Annotated in this window: 10 protein-coding genes; 2 read left to right on the top strand and 8 right to left on the bottom strand. The window is 63.3% G+C overall.

Annotation, left to right across the window (positions count from 1 at the left end):
- Positions 1 to 139 precede the first annotated feature (139 nt).
- The 4 genes from UP09_RS10235 to UP09_RS10250 form a co-directional block, all read right to left on the bottom strand.
- Positions 140 to 1,243 (bottom strand): IS4 family transposase, encoded by a 1,104-nt coding sequence (locus UP09_RS10235; RefSeq protein WP_044535962.1) that lies wholly within the window; start codon positions 1,241 to 1,243, stop codon positions 140 to 142.
- A gap of 92 nt (positions 1,244 to 1,335) precedes the next feature.
- Positions 1,336 to 2,961: an FMN-binding glutamate synthase family protein gene (locus tag UP09_RS10240; protein ID WP_044538027.1), complete on the bottom strand. Its 1,626-nt coding sequence runs from the start codon at positions 2,959 to 2,961 to the stop codon at positions 1,336 to 1,338.
- A 349-nt stretch (positions 2,962 to 3,310) separates the two neighbouring features.
- Positions 3,311 to 4,180 (bottom strand): patatin-like phospholipase family protein, encoded by an 870-nt coding sequence (locus tag UP09_RS10245; RefSeq protein WP_082070079.1) that lies wholly within the window; start codon positions 4,178 to 4,180, stop codon positions 3,311 to 3,313.
- Positions 4,181 to 4,432: 252 nt separating this feature from the next.
- The gene (locus UP09_RS10250; protein WP_044538028.1) at positions 4,433 to 5,206 is read right to left on the bottom strand and encodes a ferredoxin--NADP reductase; all 774 of its coding nucleotides are present in this window, start codon (positions 5,204 to 5,206) and stop codon (positions 4,433 to 4,435) included.
- 296 nt (positions 5,207 to 5,502) lie between these two features.
- Here UP09_RS10250 and UP09_RS10255 point away from each other — a divergent pair, with 296 nt between their 5' ends.
- Positions 5,503 to 6,471, top strand: a complete 969-nt coding sequence (locus tag UP09_RS10255) for an ATP-grasp domain-containing protein (protein WP_044538029.1) — start codon at positions 5,503 to 5,505, stop codon at positions 6,469 to 6,471.
- A 130-nt stretch (positions 6,472 to 6,601) separates the two neighbouring features.
- On the opposite strand, the gene UP09_RS10260 is transcribed toward UP09_RS10255, so the two are convergent.
- Positions 6,602 to 7,552, bottom strand: a complete 951-nt coding sequence (locus UP09_RS10260; RefSeq protein ID WP_245301876.1) for an amino acid ABC transporter substrate-binding protein — start codon at positions 7,550 to 7,552, stop codon at positions 6,602 to 6,604.
- 12 nt (positions 7,553 to 7,564) lie between these two features.
- A complete protein-coding gene (locus tag UP09_RS10265) occupies positions 7,565 to 8,854 on the bottom strand; it encodes a dicarboxylate/amino acid:cation symporter (RefSeq protein ID WP_044538031.1) in 1,290 nt (429 codons plus the stop codon).
- A 221-nt stretch (positions 8,855 to 9,075) separates the two neighbouring features.
- Here UP09_RS10265 and UP09_RS10270 point away from each other — a divergent pair, with 221 nt between their 5' ends.
- The gene (locus tag UP09_RS10270; RefSeq protein WP_044538032.1) at positions 9,076 to 10,077 is read left to right on the top strand and encodes an NADP-dependent oxidoreductase; all 1,002 of its coding nucleotides are present in this window, start codon (positions 9,076 to 9,078) and stop codon (positions 10,075 to 10,077) included.
- Positions 10,078 to 10,278: 201 nt separating this feature from the next.
- Here UP09_RS10270 and UP09_RS10275 read toward each other — a convergent pair whose 3' ends face one another.
- The gene (locus tag UP09_RS10275) at positions 10,279 to 13,443 is read right to left on the bottom strand and encodes an efflux RND transporter permease subunit (protein ID WP_044538033.1); all 3,165 of its coding nucleotides are present in this window, start codon (positions 13,441 to 13,443) and stop codon (positions 10,279 to 10,281) included.
- Between the two features lie 9 nt (positions 13,444 to 13,452).
- Positions 13,453 to 14,586 (bottom strand): efflux RND transporter periplasmic adaptor subunit, encoded by a 1,134-nt coding sequence (locus UP09_RS10280; RefSeq protein WP_044538034.1) that lies wholly within the window; start codon positions 14,584 to 14,586, stop codon positions 13,453 to 13,455.
- Between the last annotated feature and the right edge of the window lie 81 nt (positions 14,587 to 14,667).

Here is a 14,667-nt window from a genome sequence, read left to right on the forward strand (position 1 = left end):
TTACGTCTGGGAGGCTCGCGCAGATGTCGTTGGAGAGCGAGGCTGGCTCTGCGCAGACGCGCGATTGTGGGCTGGGGAATGATGGCTTGGAGCAGGGAGGCGATGAGCTGACGGAGCAGGCGCCATGCTGCAGGTCTGGTTAGGCGGCTTCGGCCAAGCGGGGAGAGTCCTCGAGTTCGTCGACAAGCGGCTCGAGCAGAAGAATGATCAGCAGGTGAGCGAGGATATGGGGTCTGGCAGACCGCTCGTCAGTTCCTGGAGGTCCTTTCAAGCCAATCAGGCTCTTCAGCCGCTTGAAGCCGAGTTCGATCCGCCATCGCAGCCGGTAAAGGGCAAGCAGATCAGCGGTTGTGAAGTCCTCGGGCTTGAGCGAGGTCACCAGGATCACCCAATCCGCAGCATCAAGCGTTTGCCTGGAGAGACGATGGCCTCCCTTCTGAGCCGTCCTGCGTGCCTTGCGCCGTGCAGCCTGAGCCGCATCTGCAGGTTTCTTGACGGCAACCAAACGCACAGCAAGCGGTGCTCCACCAGACTTGCGTTTTACCCAGATCGGCCGGTCGATGATGCCGCGTGCCGCGGCCTTGCGCAGTTCGGCGACGAGATCGATCAGATTGCCTTTGCGATCCAGCCAACAAGCGCTCTTCCAGCCCGAGCGGATCACGAAGTCCGCACCGGCCTCGACCAGATACGCCATGCGCTCCGGCTGCAGATAGGCGCGGTCGGCAAGACGGATCTCGCCGGCAATCAGCGGGATCCGGTCCAGCGTCTCGCCCGCGCGTTCGTCGGTCAGCTCGAAGTGACCAAAACGTTCTTGCGGAAGATCGAACGCACTGTGGATGCGCCACACCGCATTCTTCTGCCTGCCGCCGGTTCCAGCTTTTGGGACCGTCGTGGCGTCAACGATGCGGATCAGTCGACCGCGGCTTGCCTTCGGCGCACCGCTCGCAAGTGCCCGGCCTATCAGCTGTGCAAGCCAATCCCCGGACTGACGCAGCCGGTATAACAGAGCCACGTTGGAGATATCGACAAGGCCCACCGAAGTCGCCCATGCCGCCGTCAACCGCAGACCTCTCGTGCCCAGGCAATACGCAAGGATCAGCCGCAGCAGATCGACTGCATTGCTGATCTCGCGCGGGCGAACAAACGCCTTCGTCTCCCGCGCGCCAGCCTCCAGAGCCTCAGCTCCGCCCAGCCGCGAAACAACACGCGCCCAGTCTTCGTTCACAAGCGATTCGTTTCTCATCTCTTCTTGGAATCACACGCAAATCCAACGCGCAAATCCTATTTTAGCGCCTATGGGCGCAGGCCGGGACGACGCCGTGTTTGTTGATACATCTACCCCGCCGGCTGGAACGTGTCCGCGCGCGCCATCGCCCAGGCCTCGCGGAAGCGGCGGTCCTGGGTGCCTTCGAGCAATTCGCCCGGACGCAGCGCCGGATAGAGCTCGGCAAAGGAACAGACCTCGGTGGTCGAGGTCCGCTGCGAGAAGTGGATCGACCGCAGGTCCTGGGTGTGTTCGAGGCCGGCGGCGGCGAGCAGCTCGGTGAGCGCATGCAGGGTCGAGTGATGGTAGTTGTAGACGCGCTCGCTCTTGTCGGGGACATAGAGTGCGCGGTTGCGCGACGGATCCTGGGTGGTGACCCCGGTCGGGCAGCGGTCGGTGTGGCAGCTCAGCGACTGAATGCAGCCGAGTGAGAACATGAAGCCGCGCGCCGAATTGCACCAGTCGGCCCCGATCGCCATCGCGCGCGCCATGTCGAAGGCGGTCGCGATCTTGCCGGAGGCGCCGATCTTGATGCGATCGCGCGCACCGATGCCGATCAGCGCATTGTGGACGAAGTTGACGCCCTCGCGCATCGGCATGCCCAGATGGTCCATGAACTCGAGCGGCGCCGCACCGGTGCCGCCTTCATTGCCGTCGACCACGATGAAATCAGGATAGATCCCGCTCTCCTTCATCGCCTTGCAGATCGCCAGGAACTCCCAGGGATGGCCGATGCACAGTTTGAAGCCGGCCGGCTTGCCGCCGGACAATTTTCGCATCTGGCCGACGAATTCCATCATCTGCAGCGGGGTGGAGAACGCCTTGTGATAGGCCGGCGAGATGCAGTCCTCGCCCATGGCCACGCCCCTGATCCTGGAAATCTCTTCGGAGACCTTTGCCGCTGGCAGCACACCGCCATGGCCGGGCTTGGCGCCCTGGCTGACCTTGAGCTCGACCATCTTGATCTGATCGTCGGCCGCGACACGGGCGAATTCATCCGGATTGAAGGTGCCATCGCGATTGCGGCAGCCGAAATAGCCGGAGCCGACCTCCCAGATGATGTCACCGCCCATTTCGCGGTGGTAGGGGCTGACGCCGCCCTCGCCGGTGTCGTGGGCAAAGCCGCCCTTCTTGGCGCCGGCGTTCAGCGCCCGCACCGCGTTCGGGCTCAGCGCGCCAAAGCTCATCGCCGAGATGTTGAACACCGAGGCCGAATACGGCCTGGTGCAGTCGGGACCGCCGATGGTGATGCGGAATTTCTCCTCGGCATGCGGCTTCGGCGCCATCGAATGGTGCATCCATTCATAGCCGTCGCGGTAGACGTCCTCCTGGGTGCCGAACGGCCGCTTGTCGAGCACCATTTTGGCGCGCTGATAGACCAGCGCGCGGGTATCGCGGGAGAACGGCATGCCGTCCTTCTCGCTCTCGAAGAAATACTGCCGCATCTCGGGGCGGATTTCCTCGAGCAGGAAGCGTATATGCGCCGAGATCGGGTAGTTGCGCAGCACCGCATGGCTCTTCTGGGTGAGGTCGCGGATGCCGAGCAAGGTCAGCGCGCCGAAGATGATCAGCGGGACCAGGATGATGTCGAAGATCTTGTGGTCAAAAATTCCAATTGCCAGCAGCAGCGCGGTGACGACGGAGCAGATCGTCAGCACGACGAAGCGCGGCGAGAACGGAAGCAGCATCGTTTCCATAGAACCCCTCAACCAATCGGCAGAACCAGCTTGCGCGTGAGCCTAATCCAACTCGCGGAACCAATTCTACACGGTTATACCGCCGAGCAGTCACAGATGTGACAACCACCCGAATGGGCAGTGTCCCCGTCACAACCGGTCAAATTGATTCGAAAGCGGCTATTGCGGTGCACCAGGGCGCGGGGCTCGACGTTGCTCCCTCGCCCCGCTCTTGCGGGGAGAGGGTTGGGGTGAGGGGCTGTCTCCGCATACACGGCGACAGACGAGTTCGCGGAGGCTCCCCCTCACCCGGATTTTTCGCTTCGCGTAAAATCCGACCTCTCCCCGCAAGCGGGGCGAGGTGACCAAGCTAATGGTCGTGCGGCCGCAATTCGTGGGGGATGAGGCCCTGCTTTACCGCATCGTCGGCGAGCCAGGCATCGGTGGCGTCGATGGCGCGGGCGATATGATCCGAGGTGCGGGAGAAATCGTAGGGCGATCCGACCAGCGGGCAGAGTGGCGGCACCACGAAATACTCGACGCCGGGGCCGATGTTTTCCAGCTCGTTGACGAGTTGCCGCGCGATCAGCAGCGTCAGCGCATGCAGCGCGTTGGCCAGCGCGCCGACCGGCGGCGCCTCGTTGGCGCAGGCATGCCCGGTCGGCAGCACGATCAGGCGCCTGGCGCCCTTCTTCACCGCGACGCGGACCGGCGTGTTGCTGGAGATCGCACCGTCAACCAGGAAATGGTCGCCATAATGCACCGGCGTGAAGGCGCCGGGTATCGCCGTCGACGCCACGATCGCCTCCGCGGTCGAGCCTTCCGACAGCACCACGCTGTCACCGGTGATGAGGTCGGTGGTGACGATATGGACAGGCAATTGTGCGTCCTGCAGGTTGCGGAACGGGATGTGATCCTCGATCAGTTTGCGGATGCCGTCGTGCGGAATCAGGAAATCCCGCCGCAGCAGGAAGCCGAGCAGCGTCCGCCAGTTCACCGGGAAGACGTCCTGCCGGTGCAGGCCGCGCCAGATCTCGGCCAGCCGCTCGACGCCCGGCAGCGTCGGATCGCCGGCAAAGAAGGCGCCGTTCAGCGCGCCGACGCTGGAGCCGACCACCATGTCCGCGGCGATGCCGTGGCTGACCAGCGAGTGCAGCATGCCGACCTGGATCGCGCCAAAACTGCCGCCGCCGGCAAACACAAAGGCGGTCTTCGGTGGATCGGAATCGGTGATGGACAAAGTGCAGCTCCCTGGCCGCCGCGTCGGTGAGGCCGCGCCGCGTTCGGGGCGTTATAGCAGCGGGGGGATGCGTGACGCCATCACTTCACCCGTCATTCCGGGACATCGCGAAGCGATGGGCCCGGAATCCATAACCACAAATGAAAATGGCTGGAGCCCGATGGGGCCCCAGCCTTCGTCAAACAAAAAGCGGTGGTTATGGATTCCGGGCTCCCGCTTCGCGCGCCCCGGAATGACGAAAAGAGGACGGCGTCAGCGCTCGACGAACGCCTTCTCGATCACGAAGTGACCGGGCGTGTTGCCGCTGCCTTCCTTGAAGTCGCGGCTCTCGAACAGCTGCTTCAGCTCGTCCAGCATGCCCGGGCTGCCGCACATCATGATGCGGTCGGTCTCGATGTCGAGCGGGCCCTGATGCAGGTCGCTGAACAGCTGGTTGGAGGAGATCAGATCGGTGATGCGGCCACGGTTGCGGAACGGCTCGCGCGTCACGGTCGGATAGTACGACAGCTTCTCGGAGAGCAACGGCCCGAACAATTCGTCGTCGCGCAGCTTTGCGACCAGCTCCTCGCCATAGGCGAGTTCGGAGACCTGGCGGCAGCCATGGACCAGCACGATCGAGTCGTACTGATCATAGACCTCGGGGTCCTTGATCAGGCTCGCGAACGGCGCAAGGCCGGTGCCGGTCGACAGCAGCATCAGCCGCTTGCCGGGAATCAGATTGTCGGTGATCAGCGTGCCGGTCGCCTTGCGGCCGACCAGGATGGTGTCACCCTCCTTGATCTTCTGCAGCTTGGAGGTGAGCGGGCCGTCCTGCACCTTGATCGAGAAGAACTCGAGCTCTTCCTCGTGATTGGCGCTCGCCATCGAATAGGCGCGCAGCAGCGGCCGTCCCTCGACCTCGAGGCCGATCATGGCAAACTGGCCATTCTGGAAGCGGAAACCGGAATCGCGGGTGGCTCGGAAGCTGAAAAGCGTATCGGTCCAGTGCTGAACGGAAAGAACCTTCTCTCGATAGAACGCGCTCATGTGTTTCGTTTTCTCGATTGACCAGATTTGGAATGATTTGATTTCTAGTTGGCTCGCGACCGCGCTGATGTGACCGAAATCATTGACGATCTCGCGTGTTCCTTGCGCCGATGCATGAGATAGTCAAGATCATCTGGCGTGCAATTGCGATCTTGGAATGGCAGTCGATTAATTGCGCAAAAAGGTTCGACCACGGCATCGTTAACGCGCCGGAAAGGGCGCAATTTACTTGCTGAGATCGCCGCCGATCTGGCAATTAATTGCTACGAAAACCGCTGCGAAGGGAAAATCATTCAGTGGTCCTGATCAGCCAGCGAATCTTCCTGGAAACCATCAAAAAATATTGTCTCGCGCACGAAATCGCGATCGAGGTGCGGTCGGGCGGCTGGCTGGTCATCATGCAGCGGGACGGCCAGCGGCGGCTCGCGATCGGCTACGATATCGGGCTGAACAGCGCGGTCGCGAATCAGGCCGCCAACGACAAGGCGGCCTGCGCCGAGGTGCTGGCATTGGCCGGAATCCCCGTCATCCCGCACACGCTGTTTCTTGGCGCGAAGCTCAGCGCGCATATTCCGGGATCGGATTCGTTCGACGCCATGCTGCGGCTTCTCGATGCGCATCCGCGCGGCCTTGTCGTCAAGCCGAACGAGGGCACATCGGGCGAGTTTGTCGTCCGCGTGACGACGAAGGCGCAACTGGAGACGGCCGTCGCGCGCATCCTTGGCGCCTATTCCAGTCTCGCGATCTCGCCCTATGTCGGCGTTGACGACGAGGTCCGCGTCGTGCTGCTCGATGACCGCGCGCTGATCGTCTACAGCAAGACGCGCCCCTTCGTGACGGGCGACGGCACGCATTCGCTGCGCGAGTTGGCGCAGCGCACCGTGCCTGCACAACAGCTCGAGATCATCACTGAGGATTTCTCTGCCGCCGAACTCGACGCCATTCTGCCGGTCGGCGAGCGACGCATCCTCAACTGGCGGCACAATCTCGACTCAGGCGCCGCGCCGATGTTGCTGACCGAGAGTCCCGATCGTGACGCCTGCGTCGCCCTCGCGATCGAGGCCGCACAGGCGCTTCGCATCCGCTTCGCCTCGATCGATGTGGTGCGCGCCGATGGAAGCTGGCAAATCCTCGAGGTGAATTCCGGGGTGAAGATGGAAGCACTGGGTAGGCTGCATCCGGAGCTGGTCGAAGCGGCGTACTACGCGGCGCTGGATGAGGTGTTCGCACAATCTCGTCGTCCCGGCGAAGGCCGAGACCCATAATCACAAATGTCAGTTGTTGCGGGAGGTAACTCCGACCGCGCCTCTCGATCGATCACGGCGTATGGTCCCGGCTCCCGTGCGCAATTGCGCACCAGGCCGGGACGACGTCGATGTTTGCGAGGCGACGCCGCTAGTTGCTCTGGGCGTCGTCCAGCACCTTGAAAGCCTCTTCGAGTTGCGGCGAGATCGGGACATTGAGTTTCTCGCCGGTCGGCAGCCGAGAGACAAACCATTTGTTGTAGAGCGGAACGATGTCGCGGTTGGAGGCGAGCTTGCGGAAGGCGCGCTCCACCACGTCCTTCATCTGCGGTTCGCCCTTGCGGTACATGATGCCGTAGGGATCGTAGGACAGATAATCGCCGGTGACGCGGAACTTGTCCTGCGACTTGTGCCGCGCGATCAGGCCGTAGAGCAGGATGTCGTCGGTCGCGAACGCATCCGCCTTGCCGTCCACCAGCATCTGGTAGGATTGCTCGTGGTCGCCGGCGACGACGATGTTGAGGCCAAGCGACTGCTTGGCGTCGACATTGTGCATCGCCTGCTCGTTGGTGGTGCCCTTGGTCACCACCACCGTCTTGCCCTTGAGATCGGCGACCTGGGTCACGCCAGATGCCTTCGGCACCATCAGCTTGGTGCCGGCCACGAACATCAGCGGCGAGAACGCCACCTGCTTGCCGCGCTCGGCGTTCGCCGTGGTCGATCCGCATTCGAGATCGATCTTCTTGTCGACGACCGCCGGAATACGGTCGTCGGAGGTGACCTTGACGTAGTCGATCTTCAGGCCGGTGTCGTCGACCTCGGCCCCGATCTCGTCGACGATTGCGTCGCACAGTTCGAGGCTGTAGCCGATCGGCCGGTTGGAATGGTCGACAAACGAGAACGGCGGCGAGCTCTCGCGATAGCCGACCCGCACGCTGTGGGTGGCCTTGATATTAGCGAGCGTGGGGCTGAGCCCCTCGCCGGCCGACTGCGCGACAGCCGGCGCTGCCAGCAGACAGGCTGACAGCAGACTTGCTGCCAGCAAGCATGCCGACAACGGCGGGCGCTCAGCCCGTAGCGGCCTCGATCGGGAGCGATGCATGCATCCCTCCCGTCAATGTGCCGGCACAGCGTCACCCGCAATGGCATCGGAAGGCACAGCCTCATCAGGCCCGAGCTCGTGCTCGGCCTTCAGCTCGCCTTCCCACTTCGCGACCACCGACGTCGCCAGCGAGTTGCCGATCACGTTGGTGGCGCTGCGGCCCATGTCGAGGAAGGTATCGATGCCCATGATCATCAACAGACCGGCCTCGGGAATGCCGAACTGGCCGAGCGTCGAGGCGATCACGACGAGGGAGGCGCGCGGCACGCCGGCGACGCCCTTCGAGGTGATCATCAGCGTCGCCAGCATCGCGAACTGCGTGCCGAGCGACATCTCGATGTGGTAGGTCTGCGCGATAAAGATACTCGCGAAAGTGCAGTACATCATCGTGCCGTCGAGATTGAACGAGTAACCGAGCGGCAGCACGAAGGCCGAGATCCGCGACGAGGCGCCGAACTTGTTCAGCCCCTCCAGCGTCTTCGGATAGGCCGCCTCCGACGAGGCGGTCGAGAACGCGATCATCAGCGGCTCGCGGATCAGCCGCAGCAAGTGACTGTACCGTGGCCCGATGACGATGAAGCCGACGATGACCAGGATGCCCCACAGGAGCATTAGCGAGACATAGAAGCCGCCCATGAAGACGATCAGCTTCCACAGCACCAGAAGGCCGTTCTTGGCCACGGTCGCCGTGATCGCGGCCCACACCGCGATCGGCGCGAACAGCATCACGTAGCTGGTGACCTTGAGCATGATGTGGCCGAGATCGTCGATCAGCGCCATCAGCGGCTTGGCACGCTCCGGCATGGCGCCGAGCGCCACCGCGAAGAACACCGCGAACACCACGATCTGCAGGATCTCATTCTGCGCCATCGCATCCGCGATCGAGGTCGGGATGAGGTGGGTCAGGAATTTCTCGATCGAGAACGCCGACACCGGCAGGCCGGTCGACTGCGCCTTGTCGGGCAGCGTGCCGGGGAAGTTGGCGCCCGGCTGCAGCAGATTGACCATCACGAGGCCGAGCAGCAGCGAGATGAATGACGCGGAGACGAACCAGCCCATGGTCTTGGCGAAGATGCGCCCGAGCTTGGCACCCGAGCCCATATGGGCGATGCCGCCGACGAGGGTTGCGAACACCAGCGGCGCGATGATCATCTTGATCAGGCGCAGGAACAGCATCGCGATCAGATTGACATCAGCTGCGATCTCGGCGCGGCTGTCAGGAAGATAGTTGAAGATGATCGTCCCCATCGCGATGCCAAGGACCATCGCAATCAGGATGTACTGCGTAAACCTGTTCGACATTCTTACCCCCGTAAGTTCCAGCTGGGGCAAGTGTGGCAGATTTACGCACCTATGCAACACGCATCGCGTCCCGTTGACCTTTGCGGGACTTGGCCAAAACGTTCCCGTTGTGGAATGCCAGCACGCGGACTAGCCTTCATGCAGCGCACAATCTGTGCAAACACCGCCTGCGGCGCAGTCAAACTGCATCCGGAGAGATCAATCAGAGGGGAGATGTCACCATGAACGACACCGTCAATCGCCAGATCCTGCTTGTTGAGAAGCCGACCGGCAAGCTTGGCCCCGAGCATTTTCGCCTGACCAAGGGCGCGATCCCCGAACCGAAGGACGGCGAGGCGCTGCTGCGGACGCGCTACATTTCGCTTGACGCCGCCAACCGCGCCTGGATGCATGGCGCCACCTACCGCGCCGCGGTCGAGGCCAACACCGTGATGGCCGGCGGCGGCATCGCCGAAGTGGTGTCGTCGAAGGACCCGGGCCTGAAGGCCGGCGACATCGTGTTCGGCGACACCGGCTGGCAGGACTATGCCGCGGTGCCGGCAAAGCACCTTTCCAAGATGCCGAAGCTCGAACCGATGACGCATCTGCTGAGCGTCTACGGCATTGCCGGACTGACCGCTTATTTCGGCCTGCTCCATGTCGGCAAGCCGAAGGAGGGCGAGACCGTGGTGGTATCGGCCGCCGCCGGCTCGGTCGGCTCGATCGTCGGCCAGATCGCCAAGATCAAAGGCTGCCACGTCGTCGGCATTGCCGGCGGCAAGGACAAGTGCCACTGGCTGACCAGCGAACTCGGCTTCGATGCGGCGGTCGACTACAAGGATGGCGCCACCTACAAGGCGCTGCGCGCCGCGGCGCCCAAGGGTATCGACGTCTATTTCGACAATGTCGGCGGCGACATCCTTGAGGCTTGCCTCGCGCAGATGAACAACCGCGGCCGCATCTCCTGCTGCGGCGCGATCTCGCAATATGACGGCGCCCCCTCCGCGCACGGCCCGCGCGGCGTGCCCGGCCTGATCGTGGTGAAGCGGCTGATCATGCAAGGCTTCATCGTGATGGACTACATGGACCAGCGCGACGCCGCCCTCGCTGAGCTGCAGTCCTGGGTCGCCTCGGGCAAGCTGAAGGTGCAGGAGGACGTCATCGACGGCATCGAGAACACGCCGAGCGCGCTGATCGGGCTGCTCGCCGGCGAGAACCGCGGCAAGCGGATGGTGAAGGTGTAGCTCGCAGCGAGAGGCCGTTGGGTGGGCAAAGGCGCTCGCGCCGTGCCCACCCAACGCGCCTGCCAAAATATCGAAAACAACCCCATGCAAAGTAGCCGGCGGTTGCCGGCGCCCGACTCGGACGCTTGACACGTCGGGCAACTCACCGCTATTCTTCCATTATTCAGAAATCGTGCAGGCGAAGAACGGGCAGGGGAAGCTTCAGTGCACCGTGCCTGACGGCTGCGGCGCCACTTGCGGTCCGGCCGCCCTCCTCGCCTTGCGCCAGTTCTCAAAGTTCTGCACCACGACGAAGAACGCCGGTACGAACAGCACCGCGAGGCAGGTCGAGGCGATCATGCCTGAGAACACCGTGATGCCGATCGATTTGCGGGCGTTGGCGCCGGCGCCGGTCGCGATAACAAGCGGCAGCACACCGAGGATGAAGGCAAAGGACGTCATCAGGATCGGCCGGAATCGGGCGCGGGCGGCGTCGATGGCCGACTCCAGCACCGGCTTGCCGTCGCGCACATGATGCTCGAGCGCGACCTCGACGATCAGGATCGCGTTTTTCGCGGACAGCGCGATCAGCAGGATGATGCCGATCTGGGTGTAGAGGTTGTTGTCGATCCGCAACGACGTCAGCACCAGCGTCGGGCCGAGCAGCGACAGCGGCACGGCTAATATCACCGAGATCGGCGCGTACCAGCTCTCATATTGTCCAGCGAGCACGAGATAGACCAGCAGCAGCGCCAGGGCGAACGTGTAGTAGATTTGACCGCCGACCGCCTTCTCCTGGTACGACATCGCCGTCCACTCAAAGCCGGAGCCGGGCGGCAGGGTTTTTGCGGCGATCTCCTCCATCAGCGCCATCGACTGGCCAGATGCGTAGCCCTGCGCGGGCAGGCCGATGACGGTTGCCGACGGATAGAGATTGTAGAGGCTGATCAGCGACGGTCCGACCGACGGCGTGATTGTCGCGACCGTGCCGAGCGGGATCATGTCGCCCTGGCTGTTGCGCACCATCAGGTTCTCGATATCGCGCAAGGTCAGGCGGAACTGGGCGTCGGCCTGGGTGTAGACCTGGAAGGTGCGGCCGAACCTGGTGAACTGGTTGACGTAGCTCGCGCCGAGATAGGACGACAATGTCGAGAAGATCTGGTCGGTCGTGACGTGCAGGGTCTGCGTTTTGATGCGGTCGACCTCGACGTCGAATTGCGGCACCATCGAGCGGAACGACGATTGCACGCGCTGCAGCGCGCTCTGGGTCTGCGCATTGCGGACGATCGCGCCGGTCACCGCCTGCAGCTTGCCGTAATCGGCGTTGCCGTCGCGCAGCTCGACCTGCATGGCAAAGCCCGCGGCATTGCCGATACCCTGGATCGGCGGCGGCGGGATCACCAGGATGCGCGCCTCCGGGATCACCGCGAGCTTGTCGTTGAGACCATAGACCAGCGAGCGCAGGTCCTCGCCCTTCGCGCGCGCGCCCCAGTCCTTCAAGATGAGATAGGCGACGCCGGCATTGGCAAGGCTCGACGAATTGTCGAGCGCGGAGATGCCGGCAATGCTGACGACCTGCTCGACTCCAGGCGTCTTGCCGGCGATCTCGGTGACTCGGTCGAGCACGTGCTGGGTGCGGTCCAGCGCCGCGCCGTCGGGCAATTGTACGGCCGCCAGCAGATAGCCCTGGTCCTCGATCGGGATGAAGCCGGTCGGCACCCGCGACAGGCCGTAGCCGGCGAGCCCAATCAGGATCAGCGCAATTGCGACCGACACCTTGGCGTGCGCGGCAATGCGGCCGACCAGCCTTGCATAGCCGCGCTCCAGCCGGTCATAGACCGCGTTGAAGCCGCGGTAGAAGAAATTGCGCTGCTCTGGTGGCACCGGCGGACGCAGCCACAGCGCGCATTGCGTCGGCTTCAATGTCGCGGCATTGACCGCGCTGAGCAGCGCGGTCGCGGCGATCACCAGCGCGAATTGCGCGTACATCCGCCCGGTCAGCCCTGGCAGGAAGGCCGCCGGCAGGAACACCGAGATCAAGACCAGCGTGATGCCGACGATTGGTCCGAACAATTCGTCCATCGCCTTGATCGCGGCGTCGTGCCCATTCATGCCACGCTCGATATTGTGCGCGGCGCCCTCGACCACCACGATGGCGTCATCGACCACGATGCCGATCGCGAGCACGATCGCAAACAGCGTCGACAAATTGATCGTGAAACCGAGCGCGGCCATCGCGGCGAAGGCGCCGATGATGGTGACCGGCACGGTGGTCGCCGGCACCAGCATCGCGCGCCAGTCCTGCAGGAACACCAGGATCACGACCAGCACCAGCAGGCCGGCCTCGAGCAGCGTCTTGTAAACTTCTTCGATCGAGGCATTGACGAATTTGGTGGTGTCGAACGGCGTGTCGTATTTGATGTCCTGCGGGAACTGCTTGGCCAGCTCGGCCATCTTGCTCTGAATGGCCTTTTCGACCTGCAGCGCATTGGCGCCCGGCGACTGGAACACGCCGATGCCGGTGGCCGGCTTCTGGTTCAACGAGAATATCTGGCTGTAGGTCTGCGCGCCGAGTTCGACCCAGCCAACGTCGCGGACGCGGGTGACGTCGCCGACACTGCCTGTTTTGACGATGATATCCTCGAACTGGGCCTTGTCGTCGAGCCGGCCGTTGACATTCAGCGTGTACTGGAACGCCTGCCCCGCCGGCGTCGGCGGCGCGCCGACCTGGCCGGCCGTGACCTGCTGGCTCTGCTGCTGGATCGCCTGGATGACGTCCTGCGGCATCAACCCGCGCACCTGCAGCTTGTTCGGATCGAGCCAGACCCGCATCGAATATTGTCCGGCGCCGAACACCGTGACGTTGCCGACGCCTGATAGCCGCGACAGCTCGTCACGAATGTTGATGGTCGCGTAGTTCGACAGGAACAAGCTGTCGTAGGTCTCGTTCGGCGAGGTCAGCGTCACGAACAGCAGGATCGAGGTCGACTTCTTCTGGACCGTGACGCCCTGGTTCTGCACCGCCTGCGGCAGCTGCGACAGCGCGCTGGAGACGCGGTTCTGCACCAGCACCTGCGCGAAGTTGAGGTCGGTGCCGATCTTGAAGGTCACCGTCAGCGAATAGGTGCCGTCGGCGCCGCTGTAGGACTGCATGTAGAGCATGTCCTCGACGCCGTTGACCTGTTGCTCGATCGGCAGCGCCACGGTGTCGACGACGGTTTTCGCCGATGCACCGGGATAACGCGTCGTCACCTGAACGGCCGGCGGCACCACGTCGGGATATTGCGCGACCGCGAGATTATATAGCGCCACGCCGCCGAGCAGCACCATCAGGATCGCGATGACGTTGGAAAGAACCGGGCGCTCGATGAAGAATTTCGAAATCATGGCGCGCCCCTATTTGGCCGGTGCCGGCGCCGCGTCGCTCTTCTGAACCTGCGGATCGACCTTCTGCCCGGGGATCGCGCGCAGCAGCCCGGCGGTCACGACCCGATCGTCCGGCTTCAGGCCGCTCTCGATGACGCGCAAGCCATCATCGAGCGGGCCGGTCTGCACCTTGCGCTGCTCGACCACATTGTCGGCGTTGACCACCAGCACGTAGCGCCCGGCCTGGTCGCTGCCGATCGAGGTGTCGGGCACCAGCAGCGCATTCTCCTGCTTGTCGAAGGGCACGCGAACGCGGACGTAGAATCCCGGCAGCAGCACCCGATCCGGATTGGGCACCAGGCCACGCACCGGAAGCGTGCCGGTCGACTGATTGACCGTCGGCGAGATGTAGTCGAGCTTGCCCTTGTGCGGATAGCCGGTTTCGGTCTGCAGGCCGACCTCGATCGGCAATTGCCTGATCTCGTTTGTCGTCATGCCGCGCTTGCGCGCTTCGTCGCGCACGCGCTGCACATCCTGTTCGCTGACGTTGAAATTCACATAGATCGGGTCGAGCTGCACGATGGTGGCCAACTGGGTGGGCGACGCGACGCCGACCAATTCGCCGACCGAGACCAAATGATTGCTGACGATGCCGTCGAACGGCGCGGCCACATTTGTGTAGCCGTAATTGACCGCGGCGATCCTGGTGTTGACCTGGGCCTGCTGCAGACTGGCCTGCGCGTTGTCGCGCGAGGAGGTCGAGCTATCCAGCGTCGCCTGCGAGACCGCCTGCCGCTGCACCAGGTCCGACTGCCGCTTGAAGTCGGCCTCGGCCTGCTTCACCGTCGCCTGCGCACCGACTTCGGCGGCTTGCGCCTGCTCGAGCTTCAGCTTGTAGGTCTCCGGCTCGATCGTGAACAGGGTGGTCCCCTCCTTCACGAAGGTCCCGTCCTGATAATTGATCGCCTGCAGAAAGCCCTGCACGCGCGCGACCAGATCGACGCTCTTGATCGGCGCGGTATTCCCAGTGGCGTCGAGATAGCGCGTGATGGCGCGCTGCACCGGCGGCGCAACCTCGACCTTCGGGGCTGGGGGCGGAACAAAACTATTTTGTTCGCAGGCACTTAAACTGACGAAGGCTGCCGTGACGAAAGCAATGCGCATCACGCGCGGCGTTCGCAGTCGCACAAAATCGCTTAGCGTGGAATGTACCGGTATGCGCGCATGCCTCATGTCCAAGCCTCG

The sequence above is a fragment of the Bradyrhizobium sp. LTSP885 genome (assembly GCF_000938305.1).
Lineage (GTDB): Bacteria > Pseudomonadota > Alphaproteobacteria > Rhizobiales > Xanthobacteraceae > Bradyrhizobium.

Coding starts and splice junctions, on each gene's coding strand:
- UP09_RS10250 (WP_044538028.1), bottom strand. CDS start 5,206: ATGAGCGCGTTCTATCGAGAGAAGGTTCTTTCCGTTCAGCACTGGACC.
- UP09_RS10235 (WP_044535962.1), bottom strand. CDS start 1,243: ATGAGAAACGAATCGCTTGTGAACGAAGACTGGGCGCGTGTTGTTTCG.
- UP09_RS10240 (WP_044538027.1), bottom strand. CDS start 2,961: ATGGAAACGATGCTGCTTCCGTTCTCGCCGCGCTTCGTCGTGCTGACG.
- UP09_RS10275 (WP_044538033.1), bottom strand. CDS start 13,443: ATGATTTCGAAATTCTTCATCGAGCGCCCGGTTCTTTCCAACGTCATC.
- UP09_RS10270 (WP_044538032.1), top strand. CDS start 9,076: ATGAACGACACCGTCAATCGCCAGATCCTGCTTGTTGAGAAGCCGACC.
- UP09_RS10260 (WP_245301876.1), bottom strand. CDS start 7,552: ATGCATCGCTCCCGATCGAGGCCGCTACGGGCTGAGCGCCCGCCGTTG.
- UP09_RS10265 (WP_044538031.1), bottom strand. CDS start 8,854: ATGTCGAACAGGTTTACGCAGTACATCCTGATTGCGATGGTCCTTGGC.
- UP09_RS10280 (WP_044538034.1), bottom strand. CDS start 14,586: ATGCGCATTGCTTTCGTCACGGCAGCCTTCGTCAGTTTAAGTGCCTGC.